Below are 23622 nucleotides of genomic sequence, written 5' to 3'. Positions count from 1 at the left end.
CCGAATCCCCCATGTTCGAATCGCTCAGCCAGCGCCTGTCCGACACCGTCAACCGCCTGCGTGGCCGCGGCCGGCTGACCGAGGAAAACATCCGCGAGACCTTGCGCGAGGTGCGCATCGCCTTGCTCGAGGCCGACGTGGCCCTGCCGGTCGTGAAGGCACTCGTCGAGCGCGTGAAGGTGCGCGCCGTGGGTCAGGAGGTGCTGAAGAGCCTTTCGCCGGGGCAGGCCCTGGTCAAGGTCGTCAGTGACGAACTGACTACTCTGATGGGCGCGGCCAACAGCGAGCTCAACCTTGCCGCGCAGCCGCCGGCCGTCGTGCTCATGGCGGGCCTGCAGGGCGCGGGCAAGACCACCACGGTGGGCAAGCTGGCGCGCTTCCTCAAGGAGCGCAAGAAGAAGCGTGTGATGGTCGTCAGCTGCGACGTCTACCGTCCGGCCGCCATCGAGCAGCTGCGGACCCTGGCCAGCCAGGTCGAGGTCTCCTTCTTCCCGTCCGAGGCCGGCCAGAACCCGGTCGACATCGCGAAGGCCGCCGTCGCGGCCGCCCGCCGGGAAGTGATCGACGTGCTGCTGGTGGATACCGCCGGCCGCCTGCACGTCGACGAAGCCATGATGGACGAGATCAAGGCGCTGCATGGCGCGCTCGATCCGATCGAGACCCTGTTCGTGGTCGACTCCATGACCGGCCAGGACGCCGCCAACGTCGCCAAGGCGTTCGCCGACGCGCTGCCGCTCACCGGCGTGGTCCTCACCAAGACGGACGGTGACGCCCGTGGCGGTGCGGCGCTGTCGGTACGCTACGTCACCGGTCGTCCCATCAAATTCCTCGGCGCCGGCGAAAAAACCGACGCCCTCGAGCCGTTCCACCCCGATCGCGTGGCCCAGCGCATCCTCGGCATGGGCGACGTCCTGTCGCTGGTCGAGGAGGTCGAGCGCAAAGTCGACCAGGAGAAGGCCCAGAAGCTGGCCGAGAAGGTCATCAAGGGCAAGCGCTTCGATCTCAACGATATGCGCGACCAGCTCGAGCAGATGAGCAATATGGGCGGCTTGGCCGGCCTCATGGACAAGCTCCCGGGCATGGGCAGCATTCCTGACAGCGTCAAGTCCAAGGTCAACGACAACGAGCTCAAGCGGATGGTCGCGATCATCGGGTCGATGACGAAGAAGGAGCGCCGCCATCCCGACTTGCTGAACGGGTCGCGCAAGGCGCGCGTGGCGCGTGGCTCCGGTACCCAGCCCGCCGACGTGAACCGCCTCCTGAAGCAGTACATGCAGATGGAAAAGATGATGTCCAAGCTGTCCAAGGGCGGCAGCAAGGGCCTCCTCCGCCAGATGCGCGGCGCCATGAAGGGCATGGGCGGCATGGGTGGGATGATGCCGCCGCGCTGAGCGGCAGCACGCGGAAGGGTCTGAACCCCTTCCATTTTTCGAAACTTTCGCTAAAATGTCCGGCTTTACCGCGCCCGCTTCTCGCGCGCGCCTTGCCGGTCTGCGGCATTCTGGAGCTCGTAACTTATGGTCAAGATTCGTCTTTCGCGCGGTGGCGCCAAGGGCCGTCCGTTTTATCACGTCGTCGTGACCGATCAGCGCGCGCCGCGCGATGGTCGCAACATCGAACGCGTCGGTTATTACAACCCGGTGGCTTCGGGCGCCGACAAGCGCCTCGAGCTCGACGTCGCCAAGGTCCAGGCCTGGGTGGCCAAGGGTGCACAGCTGACCGATAAGGTCCGTGCCCTCGTCAAGGAAGCCGGCAAGCTGGCGGCTTGATGTCGACGGAGTCCGGGAAGCGCGTCCGCGTAGGGCGCATTGTCGGGCTCCACGGTGTGCAGGGACAGGTCAAGCTCGAAAGCTGGACCGATCCCCGCATCCAGATCTTCCGCTACCAGCCGTGGCTGCTCACCGCGCCGGGCGTGGAGCGGGAAGTGAACGGAGTCCGAGGGCGCGCGCAGGGGAAAGGCATCGTCGCCTCCTTGCCGGGCATCGAGGATCGCGACCAGGCGGCTGCGCTGGTCGGCTGCGAAATCACGGTTTCGCGCGACCTGCTGCCGCCGCCCGCGCCGGGCGAGTTCTACTGGACCGACCTCGAAGGCCTCGAGGTCGTCACCACGGAGGACGTCAACCTGGGGCGGGTGAGCCATCTCTTTTCCACCGGCGCCAACGACGTCATGGTGGTGAAGGACGGCGACAGGGAGCGACTGGTTCCGTTCGTCCAGGGCCCCTACGTGCATTCGGTCGATATCGACGCCGGGCGCATCGTGGTGGACTGGGACCCCGAGTTCTGAGCGGCGAAGCCTGAAGATCATGCGTATCGACGTGGTTTCGCTGTTTCCCGATTTCGTCCGCCAGTCGGCCGCGATCGGGGTGGTCGGAAGGGCGCAGCAACGCGAACTGTTGCAGGTGGAAGCCTGGAATCCTCGCGACTTCGCCACCGACAACTACCGCACCGTGGACGGGCGCCCTTTTGGTGGCGGGCCGGGCATGGTGATGCTGATCGAGCCCCTGCGAGCCGCGCTCGCGGCGATTCGCGAGGCGGCACCGGAGCCGGTGCATGTGATTTACCTCAGCCCGCAAGGTGCGCGGCTGACGCAGAAACGGGTGGAAGCGCTGGCCGCGATGCCGCGAATCGCCCTGATCTGTGGACGTTACGAGGGTGTGGACGAACGCCTGCTCGAGCACGAGGTCGACGAGGAGCTCTCAATCGGCGATTATGTGCTGTCTGGCGGCGAACTTGGCGCAGCGGTGGTCATCGATGCGGTAGGTCGTCTACAGGAAGGCGCGTTGAACGACGCGCAGTCCGCCCAGCAGGACTCCTTCTCGGATGGACTGCTGGATTGCCCGCATTACACCCGTCCCGTGCATCACGATGCCTGGGGCGGCGTGCCGGAGGTGCTGCTTTCCGGCGATCACGCGGCCATACGCCGCTGGCGTCGCAAGCAGTCGCTGGGTCGTACCTGGCTGCGCCGGCCGGATCTGCTAACGCAGCGTGTGCTCGACGACGAGTCGAGGGCATTGCTGGATGAATTCCGCCGTGAATACGCACGGCCTTGAAAATTGACAGGTGCGCCATGAACAAACTCCTCCAACAGTTCGAAGCCGAGCAGATCACCCGCCAGCTGCCGGATTTCGGTCCTGGCGACACCGTGATCGTCAACGTGAAGGTCAAGGAAGGTAACCGCGAGCGCGTCCAGGCGTTCGAGGGTATCGTCATCGCCAAGCGCAGCCGCGGCCTGCATTCCGCCTTCACCGTGCGCAAGATCTCGCACGGCACCGGCGTGGAGCGCGTGTTCCAGTCGCACAGCCGCGCCATCGACTCGGTCGAAGTGAAGCGCAAGGGCAAGGTCCGCGGCGCGAAGCTGTACTACCTGCGTGGTCTGGAAGGCAAGGCTGCTCGCATCAAGGAAGACATCGCCGCCGCCGCTGCCGCCAAGGCCGCGAAGAAGGCCGCCGCTGCCGCCGCCGAGTAACCGGCTGCCGCAAGGCGAACAAAAAAGCCCGCGAGCGATCGCGGGCTTTTTTTGTTCCTGTTCCACCAGGAAGGCTTACACCGGCATGTATTCCTCGGCCAGCACCTTCGCCGGTTCCTGGAGGAAGTTGCCCTGGATGAAGTCCACGCCGCAGGCGAACAGGAGCGAGGTGCTGACGGCGTCCTCGACCCATTCGGCCACGGTCTGCTTGCCGGATGCGTGGCCTTCCTTGCAGATCTCGGCAATCTTCTTCTGGTTTTCGGGATGCTGCGGCAGGTCGGTCATGAAGCTGCGGTCGATCTTCAGGAAGTCGACCTCGACATGGGTCAGCAGCTGGAACGAGTTGAGCCCCGAGCCGAACTGCTCGATGGCGAAGCCGCCGCCGGCCTTGCGCCAGCCCGCGACGAATTCCTGGGTGGGACGCAGGCTGGTCAGCACCTTCGATTCCGGCATTTCGATGACGAGCTTGCTCCGGCCTAACTTCGCCGACTCGAGACGGCGGACCAGCCAGGGCAGGAGGTCCGGGTCCTCCAGGGACTGCAGCGTCATCTTCACGAAATAGGTCGTGGTCAGGCCGTCGTTCTCGCGATGGACGAGCGCGTCGATGGCATGGCCCAGCACCCAGCGGTCGATCGCGGGCAGGAGCCCGTTGCGTTCCGCCACGGGGAAGAAGTACGACGGCAGCACGTCGCCCTTGGGGCCGCGCATGCGCACGAGGATCTCGTAGTACTCCCCGGCCGCGTCCTGCAGGCTGATGATCTGCTGGTGGTACAGGCGCAGGCCGTCCTGCGCGAGCGCCTCGCGCACGAGGTCCAGCCAGTACTGCTCGCGCTCGGCGTCCGCTTTCTCGCGCGCGCTGGGGTCGTGCAGCTCGACACGGTTACCGCCTTGGTTCTGCGCCGCCCTGAGCGCGGCACTGGCCTGGTCGAGCACCGTCTCGGTGTTCGCGTTCTTCTCGGCGAGCAAGGTCCCGCCGATCGTGATCGTCACCGTCAGGGACCGCGATCCCGCGTCGAAAATGGTTTCCGCGATGGTCGTGCGCAGGCGCTCGGTCAGCGCCGCGTGTTCCAGGTCACCGCGTGGCGAGAGGATCAGGCCCAGCGTGTGGTCGCCCACCACGCCGGCGATGTCCTCGTCGTCGATCGATTCGCTCACCTTCGCCGCCAGCGAGGCAAGGAGGTGGTCCGCGTTGCCGATGCCCATGCCGGCGACGATGTCCTTCCAGTTATCGGGCTCGAGCAGGATCACTGCCTGGCCGGCACGGCCGTCGGCCGCGGCGGCCACGGCTTCGTCGATGTGCTCGAGGGTGCGCGCGCGATTGAACAGGCCGGTGACCGGATCGCGCTGCAACTGGGCGACGAGCGCAGCATCCACGGTCTGCTGGCGGAAGACGATCTGCAGGCAGGACTCGCCTTCGAAGGTCGCGTGGGCGAAATCGACCAAGGCCTTGAACGTGCTGCCGTCGTCGCGGCGGGCCAGCAGTTCCATGGAAGGCGGGGCTTTCTCTCCCTTGGACAGGCCACGCAAGGTGTTCTTGAACTCGTCGGCATGGGTGCCGGCGATAAGGTCGAGGATCGGCAAGCCGATGATGTCGTCGAACTCCGCGAAGCCGAAGGCCTCGAGGTAGGCCTGGTTCACGCGGACGTGCATGCCCTCGTGCACATACGCGATGGCGTCGCGCGAGGAATCGAGCAGGGCGTCGCAGCGGCGCTCGGTTTCGCGCAGCGACGTCTCGAGCCGGCGCACCTGGCGACGGGTGGAGAGCGCTTCGAACTCGCGCTGGACCACCGCCAGCAACTGGTCCGGGCGCTTGCGCATGGCGACGCCGCGCGAGCCGCTGGCGATCAGGTCGGCAACGGCTTCGTCCTGCAGGCTGTCGACCACGGCGATGAGCGCGAGGTCGCGGCCGCTGCCGTCGAGCTGGCGCATCACCGCGGCGACGTCGATGCCGGGGGTGGAAGGGTTCATCAGCACCAGGTCCGGCACGATCTCGTCGAGCGAGGCGCGGATCTCGTCGGCGTTGGTGGCGCGGGCAGGGCGCACAGCGATGCCGCCGTTGCGCAAAACGTTGATCAAGAGCTCGGCGTCTTCCACCGAGCTTTCGATGAAAAGGATCCTGATGACGTTGTCGTGTTTCATGCCGTTCCGAGTCGCCGCTTGCCTATCCCGCGAACCGGTCGACCGGCCCGCTCCCCCCTAGCGGTCCGGTCAGGTCATGCTGGCCGGATGCAGCCCATACTAACGCGCGAAATCGGCAATAGGTCGTTTCGCGGGATCGCCCTGGAGTTCACGCACCAGGCGGGGCACGAGGTAGCCCGGCAGGCGGGCGCGCAGGGCCTCCATGAGCCACAGGGCGCGGTCGTCGTCCACCTCGTAGTGGGCGGCCCCCTGCACCTTGTCGAGCTGGTGCAGGTAGTAGGGCAGCACGCCCGCGGCGAAGGCGCGTTCGCCCAGTGCCGCCAGCGCGCCCACCTCGTCGTTCACGCCGCGCAGGAGCACCGCCTGGTTCAGCAGGGTGGCGCCCGCGCCACGGAGCCGTGCACAGGCCGCATCCACGGTGGCATCGAATTCGTTCGCGTGGTTGGCGTGCAGGACCACCACCTTCTGCAGCGGAAGGTCGGCAAGCCACGCCGTGAAGGCGTCGTCGACGCGCTCGGGCAGCACCACCGGCAGGCGGGTGTGGATGCGCAGGCGGATCACTTGGGGAAGGTCGGCCAGACCCTCGGTCAGCTCCTCGAGCTTGTGCGTGGCCAGGGAGAGGGGGTCGCCACCGGACAGGATGACTTCCCGGATCGACGTGTCGGCCCGCACGTGTGCCAGTGCCTCGCGCCATTGCGCGGCGGCGGCGATCTCCTCCGCGTAGGGGAAATGGCGGCGGAAGCAGTAGCGGCAGTTCACGGCGCAGCTTCCGCTCGCGATCAGCAGGGCGCGGCCGTCGTATTTGTGCAGCACCCCATGACCGGCACGCGCGGCCATGTCTCCCACGGCGTCCACCGAGTAGCCTTCGGCCGCCTCGTGCTCCAGCGCCCGCGGCAGCACCTGCAACAGCAGCGGATCGGCCGGGTCGCCCTGGCGCATGCGGGCCACGAAGCCACGCGGGACCCGCAAGGGGAAGCCGGCGTCGTCCGGAGGCAGCAGATCGGTGCGATGGGCGAGGCCGACCGCGGCGAGGAGTTCGCCCGCGTCGGTGATGGATTCACGCCAGATCTCGCGCCAGCCCCGGGAGGGCGGCGATAGGCGGGAAGTGGGGCTTGCGGTTATCATTGCGGACCTTGGATCGGGCCCGGAGGCCCGTGACAGCCCCCATTTTAGCTCTGGAGCAGATTCGCATGGCGACCCTTGGCCTCAATGACGTCAAAACGGGTAAGAAGATCCTTCACAACGGCGATCCGTGGATCATCACCGAGGCCGACTTCATCAAGCCGGGCAAGGGCCAGGCGTTCACCCGCATCCGCATCCGCAACCTCAAGGACGGCCGCACCACCGAGCAGACGCTGAAGTCCAGCGACTCCTTCGAGGAAGCCGACGTCGTCGATACCGACGCCCAGCTTTCGTACATCGAAGGCAACGGCGACGAGCGCAAGTGGGTTTTCATGCACATGGAGACCTTCGAGCAGCACACTGCCACGCTGGCCGCCATGGGCGATGCCTGGAAGTGGCTGAAGGGTGAGGAGGAGTGCGTCGTCACCCTGTTCAACGGCAACATCGTGGCCGTGACGCCGCCCAAGTTCGTCGACCTCAAGATCGTCGAGACCGATCCGGGCGTGCGCGGCGACACCTCGGGTGGCGGCGGCAAGCCGGCGACGCTCGAAACGGGCGCCGTGGTCCGCGTGCCGCTCTTCGTCAACCAGGACGAAATTATCAAGGTCGATACCCGCACCGGCGAGTACGACAGCCGCGTCAAGTAAGGCCAGCAGTTCGCCCTCTACCGCGGCACGGCGACCCCCTGGGTGCCGTGCCGCTCTTGCATGAGGCTCCCGACTTCCCCACCGAGGCCCCAGATGAGCGCCAGCCCCACCGACATCGACCTCCTCGTGGAGGCCCGCTGGGTCGTCCCCGTCGAGCCCCATGCCGTCGTCCTCGAAGACCATGCCGTCGCCGTGCACGGCGGCGAGATCGTGGCCCTGCTGCCGATCGCGGAGGCGCGGAGCGCCTATGCGCCACGCGAGCGCGTCGTGCTCGACGAGCACGCGCTGATTCCGGGACTGATCAACGCGCACACGCACAATCCCATGACGCTGTTGCGCGGCCTCGCCGACGACCTGCCGCTGATGACCTGGTTGCAGGACCACATCTGGCCAGCCGAAGGGCGGGTGATGGGGCCGGACTTCATTCGCGATGGCGTCGAACTCGCCGTGGCCGAGATGATCCGTGGCGGCACGACCTGCGCCAACGAGAACTACTTCTTCCCGGACGTGATCGCCGCCACCTACCGGGCCATGGGCTTCCGTGCCGTGATCGGGCTGCCGGTTATCGACTTTCCCACGGCCTGGGCGAAGACCTCGGACGAGTACTTCAGCCGCGCGCTGGAAGTGCATGACAGCTTGCGTGGCGAGCCGCTGCTCACCACCGCCTTCGTGCCGCATGCGCCCTACACCGTGTCGGACGAAAATTTCGAGCGCATCCGCATGCTCGCGGACCAGCTCGACATCCCCGTGCACCTGCATACGCACGAGACCGCGCATGAAGTGGAAGAGGCGGTGGCGAAGGACGGCATCCGGCCATTCCAGCGCCTGCAGAAGCTAGGCATCGTCAACGACCGCCTCGTCGCCGTGCACATGACGCAGCTGACGGATGCGGAAATCGCCGCATGCGCGAAGGCGGGCGTCTCGGTGGTGCATTGCCCCGAGTCGAACCTCAAGCTCGCCTCGGGCTTCTGTCCCGCGGAAAAGCTGCGCGCCGCCGGCGTGAACGTGTGCATCGGCACCGATGGCTGCGCGTCGAACAACGATCTCGACATGTTCGGCGAGATGCGCACCGCGGCGCTGCTGGCCAAGGCCGTGGCGGGCGACGCGGCCGCCTTCGACGCGGCTTACGCGCTGCGCGCGGCCACCCTGAACGGCGCGAAGGCGATCGGCCTCGGCGAACGCGTGGGCTCGATCGAACCGGGCAAGCGCGCCGACCTCGCCGCCGTCCGTCTCGACGCGCTGGAAACGCAGCCGCTTTACCATGTGGCGTCACAGCTGGTGTACGCCACGGGCAGGCACCAGGTCAGCGACGTCTGGATCGACGGACGGCGCAAGCTCGCCGCCGGCGATCTCGTCGACATCGACACCGCCGCCATCCGCGCCAAGGCGCGCGCATGGCGCGAACGCATCGCCGCGGAGGACGCAGCATGAACGAACCCTTGCATCTCTACCTCGTGCTCGCCATGCGCACGCCTGCCTTCCAGGCGTCAGCGGGCGAGGCGCACCAGGCGTTCCTCGAGGACCTGATCGAGCAGGACCTGCTCGAACTCACGGGGCCGTTCACCGACGGCAGCGGTGGTGCCTATATCCTGCGCGCCGCCGACCTCGCTACCGCGACCCAGATCGCGCACAGCGATCCGCTGCACGTGACCGGCTCGTCGACGCTCACCGTCCACGAATGGCGCGCGCGCCGTCCCGGCGCGAAGGACTGAAGACCATGCAGAACCAGACGAACGTCAGCCCCGAGGAAATTGCCCGCTTTGAGAAACTCGCGGCGCGCTGGTGGGATCCCGATGGCGAGTCGCGCCCGTTGCACGACCTCAACCCCGTGCGTGCCGCATATATTGCCGGCCGCGCCAATCTGCGCGGCGCGCGAGTCGTGGACGTCGGTTGCGGCGGCGGCCTCCTCAGCGAGGCGCTGGCGCGCGCGGGAGCGAACGTCACGGCGATCGACCTTGGCGAGAAGCTGATCCAGATCGCCAAACTGCACCTGTTCGAATCGAACCTCCACGTGGATTACCGCGTGCAGTCCTCTACGGAACTCGCGGAGTCCGAGCCCGCGTCGTTCGATGCCGTCTGCTGCATGGAAATGATCGAACACGTGCCGGATCCGCTGGCGCTGGTTCGCGACCTCTCCGGCATGGTGAAGCCTGGCGGCCAGCTCTTCCTTTCCACGCTCAATCGCACGCCGGCGGCGTTCGGCGCCGCCATCGTCGGTGCGGAATACCTCATGCGCCTGCTGCCGCGCGGCACGCACCACTATGCGCAGTTCCTGAAGCCGTCCGAAGTGGCCGCCATGCTCCGTCGCTTCGGGCTGGAACTGGAAGACCTCCAGGGTCTTTCGTACAACCCGCTCACGCGAAACGCCAGCCTGTCGACGAACACGTCGGTGAACTACGTCCTCGCCGCGAGGAAGGTCGCGTGATCGCGCTTCCGTTCAAGCCGGAAGGTGCCTTCTTCGACCTCGACGGCACGCTGCTCGACAGCGCGCTCGACCTCTATGCCGGCCTCCAGGTGCTCTGCGCCGAACACGGCCTCGAGCCGCCGCCGTACGAGCGCGTCCGGCCGGTCGTGTCGCGCGGTTCGCGCGCGATCATCGGTGCCGGCTTTCCCGGCGCCAATCCCGACGACCTGCTGAAACTCGTGCCGCGTTACCTGGCCATCTACGAGGCCGGCATGGCCAGCCACACGGTGCCGTTCGACGGTATCGAGTCGATGCTGTCAGGTCTCGACGCCGCGGGCATCCGCTGGGGCATCGTGACCAACAAGCCCGGTTTTCTCACCGACGCGTTGCTGCCGCAGGCCGTTCCGCACTGGAAGCCCGCCGCCGTGGTCTCCGGCGATACCTTGCCGGTGAAGAAGCCGGATCCCGCGCCCGTGCTCCATGCCAGCACGATCGCGGGCTGCGATCCCGCACGCTCCGTCTTCGTCGGCGACGATCGCCGCGACATCCTCGCCGGTCGCGCGGCGGGGATGTTCACCGTGGCGGTGCGCTGGGGCTACCTTGACGGCGGCGACCCCGACAGCTGGGGTGCCGATGCCGTGCTCGACACGGCGGAGGAACTCGCCGCGCTGCTCGGCGTGGGCGAGGTCGCGGCGTGAGCGACGGCGCCACGCAAAGCTTCGTGGAGAAATGGCTGGCGGTGCAGCCGCAGCAGCGGGTCGCGCTCGGCTTCGTCGACGCGCCCGTACGCGACGAGCGTGTCGCGCTGGCGGCGCTGGAACAGGAGCTCGTCGCATCCGCGTATGGCATCCGCGAGCCCCAGGTGGCCGCGGCGAAGCTGCAGTGGTGGGCGGAGGAATTGTCCGGCGCGGCCGCGAGCGGCGGCCGGCATCCCTTGACGCAAGTCCTCTTCGCGAGCGAACGCGCACGGGCGATACCGACGAACCTGTGGCTGGCCCCGGTCCTGGCGGCCATGGCCCAGCTCGAACAGGGCACGGCGTCGGACTTCGACGCCCAGGTGGCGGCGGCGCGGGGGCTGCACGGTGCCCTGGCCGCGCTCGAGAACGCGTGGTGGTTCGGCCAGGCGGCACCCATGGAATCCGCCGCGCGGATCGCGACGCTGTCGCACCTGGTGTTCGCGCTGTCACGGCTCGAACTGGACGCCGAGCGCGAGCGCCTGCCGCTGCCCATGGCGCGCCTGGCCCGGCATGGCCTCTCACGATCCCAGCTGAAGGCCGATTCGCCGGCGCGCCGGGAGGTGCTGCGGGAACAATTGCGGGCGCTGGCCACCGGCTTGCGCGAGGCGCTGGCACAGGGCGAGCCGCTCAGTACCTTCCGCGGCCTGGAGGGCCGGACCGCACTCGCCACGGCCACCGCGGCCGCGCGGGCCAAGGAGCCCTTCGTCGAACTGCATCGCCGCCAGTGGCGCACCGGGCCAGCCACGGCGCTCCGTGCATGGCTCGCGGCCCGGCATGCGGGTCGTTTTGGCTGAACTGACCGTTTCCCGGCACTAAGCATTGAGCCACTTCCACGGACCCCCCATGTGGGTCTCGGTAAGCCGGATACCGGCACGTCCCAAGGATCTCCCTGATGTACATCCACGATTCTCCCACCCGCCTTCTGCCCGATGTCGCCTCCCAGGAGCATGCCCTGGCCATCGGCACCCTCGACTGGGTGGGTATGGATGGCATGGAAATGCCGGTGGCGTTCGATGCCGGCGACGGCGACGTGCGTTCCACTGGCGCCCGGGTGGGTGCTTTCGTCAACCTCGTCAAACCCGAGGTCCGCGGCATCCACATGTCGCGGCTGTACCTCCTGGTGTCCGAGGCGCTGTCGGCGGGGCCGCTTACGTCGGGTGGCATCCGGGCACTGCTCGAGTCCTTCCTGGCGTCGCATGAGGGCCTCTCGGACCACGCCCGCCTCACTGTCGGCTTCGAGCACCTGGTTCGGCGCCGGTCGCTGCGTAGCGACAACAGTGGCTGGCGCGCCTATCCGATCACGATCGACGCCACGCTCACCGGCGGCACGTTCCGCATCGAGATCACCACCGATGTCGTGTATTCGTCGACCTGTCCCGCTTCCGCGGCGCTGTCGCGCCAACTGATCCAGGACAACTTCGCCAAGTCCTTCGCCGCCGACCAGCCGCTGGATCGCGAGACGATCCTGGCATGGCTTGGCACGGAGCAGGGCATCGTCGCCACGCCGCACGCCCAGCGCAGCACGGCAACCATCCGCGTGCGACCGGCGGGCGAGGGCGTCTTCCCGCTGATCGGCATGATCGACAACGTCGAGGCCGCGCTCGGCACGCCCGTGCAGACGGCGGTCAAGCGCGCCGACGAGCAGGCCTTTGCCCTGGCGAACGGCCAGAACCTGATGTTCTGCGAGGACGCGGCGCGACGCATCCAGAAGGCGCTGTCGAACGATCCGAACATCGCCGACTTCCACCTGCGCGTGGCGCACCACGAAAGCCTGCACCCGCACGACGCGGTGGCGTTCGCGTCGAAGGTTCGCTGAGGCATCGGCTTTCGGCGTCCCCGCTCTGTTGGCTTCTCGCCGCTATAGCGGCTCCTACGAGGTAGGCGCAATTCCGGGCAGCAGCAGCGGATCGAGCCGCACACCGAACCAGTTGAAGCCCCAGTGCAGGTGCGGCCCGGTCGCGCGGCCGGTCTTCCCCGCGGCACCGATGACCTGGCCCTGGCGCACGCGCTGGCCCACATTCACGTCGATTCGGGACAGGTGCAGGAAGTTCGACGACAGGCCAAAGCCGTGGTCGAGCAGCAAGGTGCCGCCGGTGAGGTAGAGACCGGGGTTCGCGAACGTGATCACGCCGTCCGCCGGCGCCTTGACCGGCGTGCCTTCGGGCACCGCGATGTCCATGCCGGAATGCGGCGCCTTCGGCTCGCCGTTGTAGATGCGCTGGTTACCGAAGCGACCGCTGATGCGCCCCGTCACCGGCCAGATGAATCCCTTCTCGAAATCCTCCCGCGCGTCGTCCCGATCGCGCGCCGCGACCACTGCCGCCTGTTCACGGGCGATACGCGCGGCGATCGCCGGCGGGGGGTTCACCGTCTTCGGTGGCACGCCGTCGACCCGCTCGATCGGCCAGTCACGCGGCGTGACCGCCACGCTGCGCCGGTCCTTGCCAACCATGACGGCGATAGGGCCCTGCTCGTCGCGGCCCACGCCAAAGACGAAGACCCCGTCGTCGCCCACGTGTATGGGCTTGCCTGCCACGGTCACGCGGGAACCCGGTGCGGCATGTCCGATGACCAACGCACCTTGCGACACGCTGGCGGGCACGGCAGCCGTCGCGGCGACCGCCGGCAAGGCGAGGGTGAGCGCACCCAGTGCGCCTAAGAATGTTCTCATCGATCGAACGTCAGCCGCTGGCCGCGAATGGTTCCGTCCACCTTGCTTCCGTCGAACACACGTCGACCGTTGACGAAGGTGGACGCGATGCTGCTGCTGAAAGTGGTGCCTTCGAACGGCGACCAGCCGCACTTCGACAACACTTCGTCGCGGGTGACCGTGTGCTTGCGCTTCGGGTCCACCAAAACGAGGTCGGCGGCGTAGCCTTCGCGAAGGAAGCCGCGTTGCTCCACGTCGAAGAGTTTGGCCGGTGCGTGGCAGACGGCCTCGACCACGCGCTCGAGCGTGAGCTTGCCTTCGAACACACGCTCCAACGCCGCCTGCAGGGCGAACTGCACCAGGGGCAGGCCGGACGGTGCCTTGTCGTATTTCTGTTCCTTTTCCTCGAGCAGGTGCGGCGCGTGGTCGGTGGCAAGGACATCGAGGCGGCCTTCGGCCAGGGCCTTGGTGATCGCCTCGCGGTCCGACTCGTCCTTGATCGCGGGGTTGCACTTGATGAGGAAGCCGAGGCGCTCGTAATCCGGTGCCGCGAAGTGCAGGAAGTGCACGCAGGTTTCCGCGGTGATCCTCTTGCCTTCGATGGGGCCCGGCTCGAACAGGGCAAGTTCGTCGGCGGTGGAGATATGCAAGACGTGCAGACGGGTGCCGTGTTTCTTTGCCAGCGAGATCGCGAGCTTCGTCGACTTGATGCAGGCTTCGCGCGAGCGGATCAGCGGATGCTCGCGCGCCGGGATGTCCTCGCCGTATTTCTCGTGCGCCTTCGCCAGGTTGGCATCGATCATCGGCGTGTCTTCGCAGTGCGTGATGATCGGCGTGGGCGCGTCGCGGAAGATGTGGTCGAGCGTTTCCGGGTTGTCCACGAGCATGTTGCCGGTGGAAGCTCCCATGAACACCTTGATGCCCGGGGCGCTCTTCGGATCGAGCGCGCGGATCGCTTCCAGATTGTCGTTGCTCGCGCCCATGTAGAAGGCGTAGTTCACCACCGAGGTCTCGGCGGCGCGTGTGTACTTCGCTTCGAGCGAATCGCGGTCGAGGGCCGGCGGCTTCGTGTTTGGCATTTCCATGAAGCTGGTGATGCCGCCGGCGGCGCAGGCGCGCGATTCGCTGGCGATATCGGCCTTCTGGGTGAGGCCGGGTTCGCGGAAGTGGACCTGGTCGTCGATCATCCCGGGCAGCAGCCACAGGCCCGAGGCGTCGATAACCTCTTCGTCACGGTTTTTTTCCAGGCCCTGCGCAATCGTCTCGATTTTTCCGTCGCGCAGACGGACGTCGGCGGTGAAGCGCCGGCCTTCGTTGACGAGTTCGGCGTTCTTGATGAGCCAGGCATCAGTCATGGGTATGTGCTCCTTGGGCGCCGCAGCGGCGCAGGACGAATTGTTCCGGGACGGGATCGAGCCCGCCTTCGCACAGGGGCTGGCAGCGCAGGATGCGCCACGCGCCGAGGACGCCGCCACGCAGCGGACCGAAGCGTGCTATGGCAACCCGTGCATAATCGGAACAGGATGGATGGAACCGGCAGCGGGCCCCCAGCATCGGGCTCAGCCACCGTTTGTAGAGGGACAGCAGGAATAGGAGGAGGCGGGTCACTGTGTGTCCGGTATCGACCGGCGTAGGCCAGCCGACAGTATCCCAGAAGACGGGTTGCTGGGGTAACGCATCTGGGCTATAACACCCCGCCGCCACGGCCACCGAGGTGAAGGAAATGGCGAAAAACGCTCGTAGTTCCGCAACCGCCAAGGGAGCCGCCAAGAAGGGCGGAGCCGGCGACGTGAAGAAGGCCAGGACGGTAGCGGCCGGAAAGGCGACCAAGGCGCCGGTCAAGACAGCGGCGCGAGCGGCGGTCAAGGCGCCGGTGAAGTCGGCTGCCAAGTCCGCGCCGAAGAAGGCTGCACCGGCGCCGGCGAAAAAGGCTGCCGCGAAGCCTGTCGCGAAGGCTCCGGCGAAGTCGGTGCCAGCCGCCAAGGCGCCGACAAAGACCGCCAAGGCGCCGGTCGCCAAGTCGGCCTCGTCGAAGGCCGTGACGAAGCCCGCAGCCAAGCCGGCGCCGAAGCCAGCAGCGAAGCCGGCGGCCAAGCCCGCTCCCGCCGCGGCGAAAAAGGCGTCGCCTGCCGCCGTGAAGAAGACACCCGCGGTGCCGGCCAAGGCCGCACCCGCACCCGCGCCGGCGCCCGCGCCGGTGGCAAAGAAAGTCGCCACTGCCGCGCCTGCCGCGTCCGCAAAGGGACGCACGGCATCGGCCGTTGCCGCCGCGCCGCCCCGGACAGCGTCCGCGGTGGCAGGCACCAACTCATCCAGAAACGAGAAGTCCGCGCAAGCCAGCATGAACAGCACTGCCTCCAATACCGCCGACAACGGCATCACGCGTGAAGACGGCCGCTACGCGCTGCCCGCTTCCACCGTCATCGACCTGCCCAAGGGTTACCGTCCGGGCGACGACGAGGAGTACATGAATCCTCGCCACCTCGCTTATTTCCGCAACAAGCTAAAGGAATGGCGCGAGCAGCTGGTCGAGGAATCCCGCCAGACCATGGACAACCTCCGCGAGGAAGTCCGCGACGTCGGCGACGAAGCCGAGCGCGCCACGCGCGAGACGGAAAACTCACTCGAACTGCGCACCCGCGACCGTTATCGCAAGCTGATCTCGAAAATCGACAAGGCCCTGCGCCGGATCGAGGAAGGTCGTTACGGCTATTGCGAGGAGACCGACGAGGAAATCGGCGTGGATCGTCTCGACGCCCGCCCGATCGCCACGCTGTCCCTGGACGCCCAGGAACGCCGCGAACACCTGCAGAAGCAGATGGGCGACTGAGGTCTTCCGGCCTTGCCAACGAAAAAGCCCCGCACTAGCGGGGCTTTTTTTGTCAGCCGTCCATGGATGCCCGATCAGGCGTTTCCGTCAGCCGCCAGGGCTTCCGCGGCGTACGCCTTCAGTCTCGCCAGCATGGCCGCCAAGCCATTGGAACGCGTGGGCGAGAGGTGCTTCGCCAGTCCGATCTCCTGGATGAACGCCGGCTCCGTCTCCACGATCTCCCGTGCGGAGCGGTCGGAGTACACGCGCAGTACCAGCGCGATGAGCCCCGACACGATGGCCGAATCGCTGGCCGCGTCGAAATGCATCCGCGATGTGTCGCCCGAGGGGATCAGCCAGACCATGGACTGGCAGCCATGCACTCGGTTCTCCTCGGTCTTCCGCTCGTCGGGAAAAGGCGGCAGCTGCCGGCCGAGGTCGATCAGGTACTGGTAACGCTCGGTCCAGTCGCCGAAGAACGCGAATTCCTCCGCGATGGCGGCCTGGGCCTCGGTGGCGGTGGCTTCGATCGGTGTATTCATGCCTTCACCACGCTCCAGCGCGTGCCCTGGGCGCTGTCTTCGATCGCGATGCCTCGTTCCTTGAGTTCGTCGCGAATGGCGTCGGACCGTGCGAAGTCCTTCGCGGCACGGGCCGCCCGGCGCTCTTCGAGCAGGGCTTCGATGGCCTCCGCGTCGATCGCCTCGCCGGCGTTCCCCTGACGGAACCACGCTTCCGGATCCTGCTGCAACAACCCGAGCAGTGCGCCGCCGCCAAGCAAGGCGGCCTTCGCGGAAGCACGCGCGCCGCCGGTGGCGCGGCGCGCCGCGTCCGCCAGTTGCGACAGTTCGGCGAGCGCCTGCGGCGTGTTGAGGTCGTCGCACAACGCCGCCTCGACCGACTCGGGGAGCACGGGATCGCCCGTCTCGACATCCGCCATGTCGCGCAGCACGCCGTACCAGCCGTCCAGCGTCCGCACGGCCTGCGTCATGGCGCTGTCGGACCAGTCGAGCGGCTGGCGGTAATGGCCGCGCAACAGCATGAGGCGGAGGGCCTCGGCCGGATGCTGCCGCAGCAACTCGTGCAGCTGGAGCACGTTGCCCAGCGATTTCGACATCTTGCGCCCGTCGAAGGTGAGCATGCCGTTGTGCAGCCAGTAGCGCGCGAAGGGCTTGCCGCCATGCGCGCAGACGCTCTGGGCGATCTCGTTCTCGTGGTGCGGGAAGGTGAGGTCCACGCCGCCGGCGTGGATGTCGATCGTGTCGCCCAGGTGGGCTTCGCTCATGGCCGAGCATTCGATGTGCCAGCCCGGACGGCCACGGCCCCAGGGGCTGTCCCAGCCGGGCAGGGTGGCATCGGACGGCTTCCACAGCACGAAATCGCCCGGACTCCGCTTGTAGGGGGCGACCTCGACGCGGGCACCGGCCAGCAGTTCGTCCGGGTCTCGGCCGGACAGCGCGCCGTATTCAGGAAACGATTCGACGTGGAACAGGACATGGCCTTCCGCCTCATAGGCGTGGCCACCGGCGATCAGCCGCTCGATCATGGCGACGATCTGAGGGATATGGGCGGTGGCGTGCGGCTCCACGTCGGGCGGGGCGACGCCGAGGCGGGCGATGTCCTCGCGATAGGCCTGGGCGTAGCGATCGGTGATCTGCTCGATCGGCACGCCGGCCGCGGCGGCGGCGGCGTTGATCTTGTCGTCCACGTCCGTGATGTTGCGGGCAAAGACCAGCCTCGGGTAATGCCGGCGGAGCAGGCTCGCCAGGACGTCGAAGACGACCGCCGGACGGGCGTTCCCGATGTGGATGTAGTTGTAGACCGTGGGCCCGCAGAGATACATCGTCACCCGTTCGGGGTCGACCGGGGTAAACGCCTCCGTGCGGCGCGACAAGGTGTTGTAGAGCGAGATCGGCATCGGGAATCCGTGGGGCGGGTCGCGGCGAGGCAGCCAGTCCGGAATAGTAACAAGGGCGGCCCCGGAATCGGCCCACGCGCGGGCGCGGATTTGGTTGACAGAGCCCTGGATACTACGCTCCCGGGTTCTAAGCGTGGATTCAGCGTGAACTTGATGAAATGCATGCCAGTAGGCGCTCTCGTGCGCCTGGCTGGAGGTTCTCCTACATGTCTCGCTTGCTCATCCCCGCGCTCATGCTCGCGGTTTTCGCCACCGGTGCCCAAGCCCAGGACGGTCGTTACGGTCCCGGCCCGGGCGGCCCGGGCCCAGACGACAACACCCACTACGGGTGGGCCGACGTGCTGCGCGTCGATCCCGTGTATGGCGTCTCGCGCGTCGAGACGCCGCGCCAGGAATGCTACGACCAGCCGGTAGTCCGCCAGGAGTCGGGTGGCAGCAGCACCGCGGGCACCATCCTCGGCGCCGTGGTCGGCGGCGTGCTCGGCAATACCGTGGGCAAGGGCGACGGGCGCAAGGCCGCGACCGTGGCGGGTGCGGTGGCTGGCGGCGCGGTCGGCAACGGCCTCTCCCGCCGCGGCGATCGCACGTACGAAAGCACGGAAACCCGCTGCCGCGACGTGAGCACGGTGTCCGAACAGCGGCGCATCGCCGGCTACGACGTGGAATATCGCTATCGCGGCGAGGTGTACGTTTCGCGGCTCAACTACGACCCGGGCGAGCGCCTGCGCGTCCGCGTGAGCGTGTCGCCGGCCGACTGATCGTCGCCGGCGCCGTGCCCTGTTGCGCAACGCAGCAATCCACGGCATGATCGCCGTTCCACCTACCCAGGCTCCTCCGTGTCCCACACCGTCTACACCGCGATCGTCCTGACCAGCGCCCGTATGGCCGCGGGGATGACGTCGCGTGCTCGTCGACCGAACATCGGACCCACTGCCGGGTAGGCTGTCGCGCGCGTTTCATTCGTACCGACTAAAAAACCCGGCCATGTGCCGGGTTTTTTCGTTTCCGATTCCTCCTTTCCTCCACGCCCCCTGGGCCACCGACCGATCCGGATCGCCATGACCGTTCGCCACTTCCTCTCCACCCAGGACTACAGCCGCGGCGAGATCGACGCGCTGCTCGAGCAGGCCGCCGAGTTCAAGCGATCGCCCCAGGGCCGCCACCTGGCCGGCAAGTCCATCGCGCTCCTGTTCTTCAATTCCTCCATGCGCACGCGTACCAGCTTCGAACTGGGCGCCTTCCAGTTGGGTGGTCACGCGGTGGTCCTCTCGCCCGGCAAGGACGCATGGCCGATCGAGTTCGAGGTCGGCGCGGTCATGGACGGCGACACGGAGGAGCACATTGCGGAGGTGGCGCGCGTGCTGTCGCGCTATGTGGACCTGATCGGCGTGCGGGCCTTCCCGAAGTTCGTCGACTGGTCGGTGGATCGTCAGGACAAGGTGCTGGCCGCGTTCGCGCAGTACGCCACGGTACCGGTCATCAACCTGGAGACGATCACCCATCCTTGCCAGGAGCTGGCCCATGCGCTGGCGCTCAAGGAGCACCTGGGCGACCTGCAGAACCGCAAGTACGTGTTGACCTGGACCTACCACCCGAAGCCGCTGAATACCGCCGTGGCGAATTCCGCGCTGCTGATCGCGACGAAGATGGGCATGGACGTGACGCTGTTGTGCCCCACGCCGGAATACGTGCTCGACGAGCGCTACATGGCGTTCGCCCGCGACAATGCGCGTGAGAACGGCGGTTCGCTGCAGGTATCGCACGACATCGAATCGGCGTATAGCGGCGCGCACGTGGTCTACGCCAAGAGCTGGGGCGCCATCCCGTACTTCGGCCGCTGGGACGAGGAGAAGGCGATCCGCGACGCGAACAAACATTTCATCGTCGACGAGGCCAAGATGGCGCTCACGGACAACGGGCTCTTCAGCCACTGCCTGCCGCTGCGCAGGAACATCAAGGCGACCGATGCGGTGATGGATTCGCCGGCCTGCATCGCCATCGACGAAGCCGAGAACCGCCTGCACGTGCAGAAGGCCGTGATGGCCTCGCTCATTTCGCAATCCTGATTCGCCCCATCTTTCGGTCCAACGCTTCCTTCGGAGTCCGCATGTCCAGCAACGATATCGTCCTCGCCTTCTCGGGCGGCCTCGACACCAGTTTTTGCGTTCCTTACCTGATCGAGCGCGGCTACGCCGTGCACACGGTGTTCGTCGACACCGGCGGTGTCTCCGCCGAAGAGCGCGATTACATCGAGCAGCGCGCGAATGAACTCGGCGCCGCCTCGCACCGCACCGTCGATGCCGCGCAGGCCATCTGGGACAGCTTCGTGACGCCGCTGATTTGGGCCGGCGAGTTCTATCAGGGCCAATATCCGCTGCTGGTCTCCGACCGCTACCTCATCGTGAAGGCATCGCTGGAGCGTTGCGACGAGCTCGGCACGAAGCTGTTCGCCCACGGCTGCACGGGCATGGGCAACGACCAGGTGCGCTTCGACCTCACCGTGAAGGCGCTCGGCGATTACACGATCATCGCTCCGATCCGCGAGATCCAGCGCGAGCACACACAGGTCCGCGCGTACGAGCAGAAGTACCTCGAGGACAAGGGTTTCGAGGTACGCGCCAAGACGAAGCATTACACGATCAACGAGAACGTCCTCGGCGTCACGATTTCCGGCGGCGAAATCGACGCATGGGACATCCCGGAAGAAGGTGCCGTCGCCTGGTGCGCACCGCGTTCCGAATGGCCGTCCGAACCGTTGCGCGTCGAGCTGGGCTTCGAGCAGGGCACCGCGGTGTCGCTGAACGGCAAGGCGGCGTCGGGTCCGGAAATCCTCGGCTTCCTCAATCGCGAACTGGCTAAGTACGGCGTGGGCCGCAGCATGTACACGGGCGACACCAACATCGGCCTGAAGGGCCGCATCGTGTTCGAGGCGCCGGCGCTCACCGCGTTGCTGACCGCGCACCGCGCGCTCGAGGAAACCGTGCTGTCGAAGCAGCAGAACCGCTTCAAGCCCGACATCGGCCGGAAGTGGACGGAAGTCGCTTACGAAGGCTTCTTCAACGACCCGATCAAGGCGGACCTCGAAGCCTACCTCGTCTCCACGCAGCGCAAGGTGGACGGCAAGGTGATCATCGAGACGCGTGGCGGCACCGTGTACGCCGTGAAGGTGGAATCGAAGAACATCCTGCAGTCCGCGAAGGCCACGTACGCGCAAGCCGCCGACTGGGGCGTGGCCGAGGCGGAGGGCTTCATCAAGCTCTACGGCATGAGCTCCACGCTCTGGGCCGAAGTCGACCGCGCGAACGGGAAGTGACGAACCCATGGACTCCCTCCTGACCGATACGCTCACCCACTTGCGCGCGCTGGTCGGCTTCGACACGCGCAATCCGCCGCGAACGATCGGCACCGGCGGCATCTTCGATTACCTGCGTGCGAACCTTCCGGGGTTCGACCTGCAGGTGACCGACTTCGGTGCCGGTGCCGTCAACCTGTACGCCGTGCGAGGCAAGCCGAAGTACGTGTTCAACGTGCACATGGACACGGTGCCGGACTCGCCGCACTGGACCGCGAGCCCGTTCGACCTTCGCGTGACCGCCGATCGTGCCATCGGCCTCGGCGCCTGCGACATCAAGGGGGCCGCCGCCGCGCTGGTCGCCGTCGCGAACGCCACCCAGGGCGACATGGCGCTGCTGTTGTCGACCGATGAGGAGGCCAACGATGCTCGTTGCATCGACGGCTTTCTCAAGGTGCCGCGCGATTACGAGGCCATCATCGTCGCCGAGCCCACCCGCGGCGAAGCAGTGCTCGCGCATCGTGGCATCCACTCGGTGCAGATGCGTTTCCAGGGCAGGGCAGGGCATGCTTCGGGAGAGCAGAAACCCTCCGATAGCGCCCTGCACCAGGCGATTCGCTGGGGCGCCGCCGCGCTGGACCACGTGCAGGCGCAGTCGCACGAACGTTTTGGCGGCCTCACGGGCTTGCGCTTCAACGTCGGCAAGGTGGAGGGCGGCATCAAGGCCAACGTGATCGCGCCGACGGCCGATGTCCGCTTCGGCTTCCGCCCCCTGCCGTCGATGGATGCGGATGCGCTCCTCGAGGCATTCCGCACACTCGTGGAGCCGCATCCGGTCGAGTACGGCGAGACCTTCCGCGGCGATTCGCTGCCGGCGGGCGACACCGCGACGGCCGAGGCGCGCCGGCTTGCCGCCCGCGACCTCGCCGACGAGCTCGGCATCCCGGTCGGCAACGCGGTCGACTTCTGGACCGAAGCCGCGTTGTTCTCCAAGGCAGGCTATACCTCCATCGTCTATGGCCCTGGCGACATCGCCCAGGCGCACAGCGCCGACGAGTGGGTTGCCCTCGACCAACTGGCGGCGTACGCCAGGACCATCCACCGGATTGTCGACCGTGCACTCTGACAAACACACCCGCAAGACGATCGTCCGCCTGCTTTCCTCCATGGGCAGCGCGCGCGAAATCCAGCAATACCTGAAGCGGTTCTCGCAACTCGACGCCGCGCGCTTCGCGGTCGTGAAGGTCGGCGGGGCCGTGTTGCGCGACGAACTGCCGGACCTTACGTCCTCGCTGTCCTTCCTCCAGCAGGTCGGTCTCACGCCGATCGTGCTGCACGGGGCAGGGCCGCAGCTGGACGAGGAACTCGCGGCGGCCGGCATCGAGAAGAAGACGGTCAATGGCTTGCGCGTCACCTCGCCCGAGGCCCTCGCGATCGTCCGACGCGTGTTCCAGGCGCAGAACCTGCGGCTGGTGGAATCGCTGCAGGAAGCCGATACCCGCGCCACCTCGGTGCCGTCGGGGGTCTTCACTGCCGACTTCCTCGACCGCGGCACCTTCGGCCTGGTGGGTCGCGTGCGCGACATCAACCTTGCGCCGATCGAGGCGAGCCTTCGCGCAGGGTCGATTCCGGTCATTGCGAGCCTCGGCGAGACCGCCGAGGGGCAGATCCTCAACATCAATGCCGATTTCGCGGCGAACGAGCTCGTGCGCGTGCTGCAGCCGTACAAGATCGTGTTCCTCACCGGCACGGGCGGCTTGCTCGACGGGGATGGCAACGTCATCGACTCGATCAATCTTTCCACCGAGTACGACCAGCTCATCCAGCAGCCCTGGCTGCATTCGGGCATGCGCCTGAAGATCGAGCAGATCAAGGACCTGCTGGACGGCTTGCCACTCACGTCCTCGGTATCGATCACGCGTCCGGCGGAACTGGCGAAGGAACTGTTCACCCATAAAGGTTCGGGCACGCTCGTGCGCCGGGGCGAGCGCGTCCTGCGCTTCACGTCGTGGAGCGGCGTGGACCTGGCGCGCATGCGGCAGCTCATCGAATCGAGCTTCGGCCGTACCCTGGTGGACGGCTATTTCGAACGTACCAGGCTGCACCGCCTGTACGTCTCGGAGAATTACCGCGCCGCGATGGTCCTCACGGAAGAAGAAGGCTTTGCCTATCTGGACAAGTTCGCCGTGCTCGACGACGCCCAGGGCGAAGGCCTCGGCCGTGCCGTATGGCAGGTGATGCGGGACGAAAATCCGAAGCTGTTCTGGCGCTCGCGCCATGGCAACCCGATCAACCCGTTCTATTACTCGGAATCGGACGGCTGCCTCAAGCAGGCCCGGTGGAAGGTGTTCTGGTATGGCCTGGACAACTTCGACGACATCGAGCGTTGCGTGACGCACTGCGCCGCGCGTGAACCCACCTTGCAGGACTGAAGCGTC

General features: G+C 66.9%; 25 protein-coding genes. 18 read left to right on the top strand and 7 right to left on the bottom strand.

What is annotated here, in order from left to right:
- Positions 1-11 precede the first annotated feature (11 nt).
- The 5 genes from ffh (at position 12) to rplS (ending at position 3466) form a co-directional block, all read left to right on the top strand.
- A complete protein-coding gene (gene ffh, locus ACQKIE_RS15655; protein WP_427460757.1) occupies positions 12-1391 on the top strand; it encodes a signal recognition particle protein in 1380 nt (459 codons plus the stop codon).
- A 126-nt stretch (positions 1392-1517) separates the two neighbouring features.
- Positions 1518-1769, top strand: coding sequence for a 30S ribosomal protein S16 (gene rpsP / locus ACQKIE_RS15650; protein WP_166699047.1), 252 nt, complete (start codon positions 1518-1520; stop codon positions 1767-1769).
- Complete coding sequence (rimM, locus tag ACQKIE_RS15645) at positions 1769-2284, top strand: ribosome maturation factor RimM (protein ID WP_427460754.1); 516 nt, start codon at positions 1769-1771, stop codon at positions 2282-2284. Before rpsP ends, rimM begins: the two co-directional genes overlap by 1 nt.
- 19 nt (positions 2285-2303) lie before the next feature.
- Entirely contained in the window at positions 2304-3050 is a 747-nt protein-coding gene (gene trmD, locus ACQKIE_RS15640) for a tRNA (guanosine(37)-N1)-methyltransferase TrmD (RefSeq protein ID WP_427460752.1), read from the top strand.
- 17 nt (positions 3051-3067) lie between these two features.
- Positions 3068-3466 carry a 50S ribosomal protein L19 gene (gene rplS, locus ACQKIE_RS15635; protein ID WP_427460750.1) on the top strand — a complete coding sequence of 133 codons (399 nt, stop codon included), beginning with the start codon at positions 3068-3070 and terminating at the stop codon, positions 3464-3466.
- Between the two features lie 75 nt (positions 3467-3541).
- Here the strand turns inward: rplS and ACQKIE_RS15630 are convergent, their stop codons facing one another.
- On the bottom strand, positions 3542-5605 hold the full coding sequence (locus ACQKIE_RS15630; RefSeq protein WP_427460748.1) for an EAL domain-containing response regulator: 2064 nt from the start codon (positions 5603-5605) through the stop codon (positions 3542-3544).
- Between the two features lie 99 nt (positions 5606-5704).
- On the bottom strand, positions 5705-6730 hold the full coding sequence (epmB, locus tag ACQKIE_RS15625) for an EF-P beta-lysylation protein EpmB (protein ID WP_427460745.1): 1026 nt from the start codon (positions 6728-6730) through the stop codon (positions 5705-5707).
- A 65-nt stretch (positions 6731-6795) separates the two neighbouring features.
- On the opposite strand from epmB, the gene efp reads away from it, so the two are divergent.
- The 7 genes from efp (at position 6796) to folE2 (ending at position 12331) form a co-directional block, all read left to right on the top strand.
- Positions 6796-7374: an elongation factor P gene (gene efp, locus ACQKIE_RS15620; RefSeq protein WP_427460743.1), complete on the top strand. Its 579-nt coding sequence runs from the start codon at positions 6796-6798 to the stop codon at positions 7372-7374.
- A 93-nt stretch (positions 7375-7467) separates the two neighbouring features.
- Positions 7468-8805 carry a TRZ/ATZ family hydrolase gene (locus ACQKIE_RS15615; RefSeq protein WP_427460741.1) on the top strand — a complete coding sequence of 446 codons (1338 nt, stop codon included), beginning with the start codon at positions 7468-7470 and terminating at the stop codon, positions 8803-8805.
- Positions 8802-9086: a YciI family protein gene (locus tag ACQKIE_RS15610; RefSeq protein WP_427460740.1), complete on the top strand. Its 285-nt coding sequence runs from the start codon at positions 8802-8804 to the stop codon at positions 9084-9086. Before ACQKIE_RS15615 ends, ACQKIE_RS15610 begins: the two co-directional genes overlap by 4 nt.
- Before the next feature lie 5 nt (positions 9087-9091).
- On the top strand, positions 9092-9799 hold the full coding sequence (gene ubiG, locus ACQKIE_RS15605; protein WP_427460738.1) for a bifunctional 2-polyprenyl-6-hydroxyphenol methylase/3-demethylubiquinol 3-O-methyltransferase UbiG: 708 nt from the start codon (positions 9092-9094) through the stop codon (positions 9797-9799).
- A complete protein-coding gene (locus ACQKIE_RS15600) occupies positions 9796-10476 on the top strand; it encodes an HAD family hydrolase (RefSeq protein WP_427460735.1) in 681 nt (226 codons plus the stop codon). The genes ubiG and ACQKIE_RS15600 overlap by 4 nt, the downstream gene beginning before the upstream one ends.
- On the top strand, positions 10473-11309 hold the full coding sequence (locus ACQKIE_RS15595) for a squalene/phytoene synthase family protein (RefSeq protein WP_427460733.1): 837 nt from the start codon (positions 10473-10475) through the stop codon (positions 11307-11309). The genes ACQKIE_RS15600 and ACQKIE_RS15595 overlap by 4 nt, the downstream gene beginning before the upstream one ends.
- A gap of 98 nt (positions 11310-11407) precedes the next feature.
- A complete protein-coding gene (folE2, locus tag ACQKIE_RS15590; protein ID WP_427460731.1) occupies positions 11408-12331 on the top strand; it encodes a GTP cyclohydrolase FolE2 in 924 nt (307 codons plus the stop codon).
- Positions 12332-12385: 54 nt separating this feature from the next.
- Here folE2 and ACQKIE_RS15585 read toward each other — a convergent pair whose 3' ends face one another.
- Genes ACQKIE_RS15585 through yidD form a run of 3 tightly spaced genes read right to left on the bottom strand, consistent with a single transcriptional unit; the run spans position 12386 to position 14719 of the window.
- A complete protein-coding gene (locus ACQKIE_RS15585; RefSeq protein WP_427460729.1) occupies positions 12386-13186 on the bottom strand; it encodes a M23 family metallopeptidase in 801 nt (266 codons plus the stop codon).
- Positions 13183-14520, bottom strand: coding sequence for a dihydroorotase (locus tag ACQKIE_RS15580; protein ID WP_427460727.1), 1338 nt, complete (start codon positions 14518-14520; stop codon positions 13183-13185). Before ACQKIE_RS15580 ends, ACQKIE_RS15585 begins: the two co-directional genes overlap by 4 nt.
- Positions 14513-14719 carry a membrane protein insertion efficiency factor YidD gene (gene yidD / locus ACQKIE_RS15575; RefSeq protein ID WP_427460994.1) on the bottom strand — a complete coding sequence of 69 codons (207 nt, stop codon included), beginning with the start codon at positions 14717-14719 and terminating at the stop codon, positions 14513-14515. Before yidD ends, ACQKIE_RS15580 begins: the two co-directional genes overlap by 8 nt.
- A gap of 169 nt (positions 14720-14888) precedes the next feature.
- Between yidD and dksA the strand changes: the two genes are divergently transcribed.
- Positions 14889-15995: an RNA polymerase-binding protein DksA gene (gene dksA / locus ACQKIE_RS15570; RefSeq protein WP_427460726.1), complete on the top strand. Its 1107-nt coding sequence runs from the start codon at positions 14889-14891 to the stop codon at positions 15993-15995.
- Between the two features lie 74 nt (positions 15996-16069).
- Here the strand turns inward: dksA and ACQKIE_RS15565 are convergent, their stop codons facing one another.
- Together ACQKIE_RS15565 and cysS are read right to left on the bottom strand one after the other, a co-directional pair.
- Entirely contained in the window at positions 16070-16516 is a 447-nt protein-coding gene (locus ACQKIE_RS15565) for a SufE family protein (RefSeq protein WP_427460724.1), read from the bottom strand.
- Positions 16513-17892: a cysteine--tRNA ligase gene (cysS, locus tag ACQKIE_RS15560; protein WP_427460722.1), complete on the bottom strand. Its 1380-nt coding sequence runs from the start codon at positions 17890-17892 to the stop codon at positions 16513-16515. The genes ACQKIE_RS15565 and cysS overlap by 4 nt, the downstream gene beginning before the upstream one ends.
- 206 nt (positions 17893-18098) lie before the next feature.
- Here cysS and ACQKIE_RS15555 point away from each other — a divergent pair, with 206 nt between their 5' ends.
- From ACQKIE_RS15555 to ACQKIE_RS15535, 5 genes are all read left to right on the top strand, one after another.
- Positions 18099-18650, top strand: a complete 552-nt coding sequence (locus ACQKIE_RS15555) for a glycine zipper 2TM domain-containing protein (protein ID WP_427460720.1) — start codon at positions 18099-18101, stop codon at positions 18648-18650.
- A 300-nt stretch (positions 18651-18950) separates the two neighbouring features.
- Positions 18951-19958, top strand: a complete 1008-nt coding sequence (locus ACQKIE_RS15550; protein ID WP_427460718.1) for an N-acetylornithine carbamoyltransferase — start codon at positions 18951-18953, stop codon at positions 19956-19958.
- Between the two features lie 41 nt (positions 19959-19999).
- On the top strand, positions 20000-21205 hold the full coding sequence (locus ACQKIE_RS15545) for an argininosuccinate synthase (protein ID WP_427460717.1): 1206 nt from the start codon (positions 20000-20002) through the stop codon (positions 21203-21205).
- Between the two features lie 7 nt (positions 21206-21212).
- Positions 21213-22310 (top strand): acetylornithine deacetylase, encoded by a 1098-nt coding sequence (locus ACQKIE_RS15540; RefSeq protein ID WP_427460715.1) that lies wholly within the window; start codon positions 21213-21215, stop codon positions 22308-22310.
- Positions 22300-23616 (top strand): acetylglutamate kinase, encoded by a 1317-nt coding sequence (locus ACQKIE_RS15535; protein WP_427460713.1) that lies wholly within the window; start codon positions 22300-22302, stop codon positions 23614-23616. The genes ACQKIE_RS15540 and ACQKIE_RS15535 overlap by 11 nt, the downstream gene beginning before the upstream one ends.
- Positions 23617-23622 lie beyond the last annotated feature (6 nt).

It is taken from the genome of Luteibacter sp. NPDC031894 (assembly GCF_050273135.1).
In the GTDB taxonomy this organism is placed as follows: domain Bacteria; phylum Pseudomonadota; class Gammaproteobacteria; order Xanthomonadales; family Rhodanobacteraceae; genus Luteibacter.
Note: the sequence above shows the minus strand (reverse complement) of the source record. Positions and strands in the feature narration are given on the sequence as shown.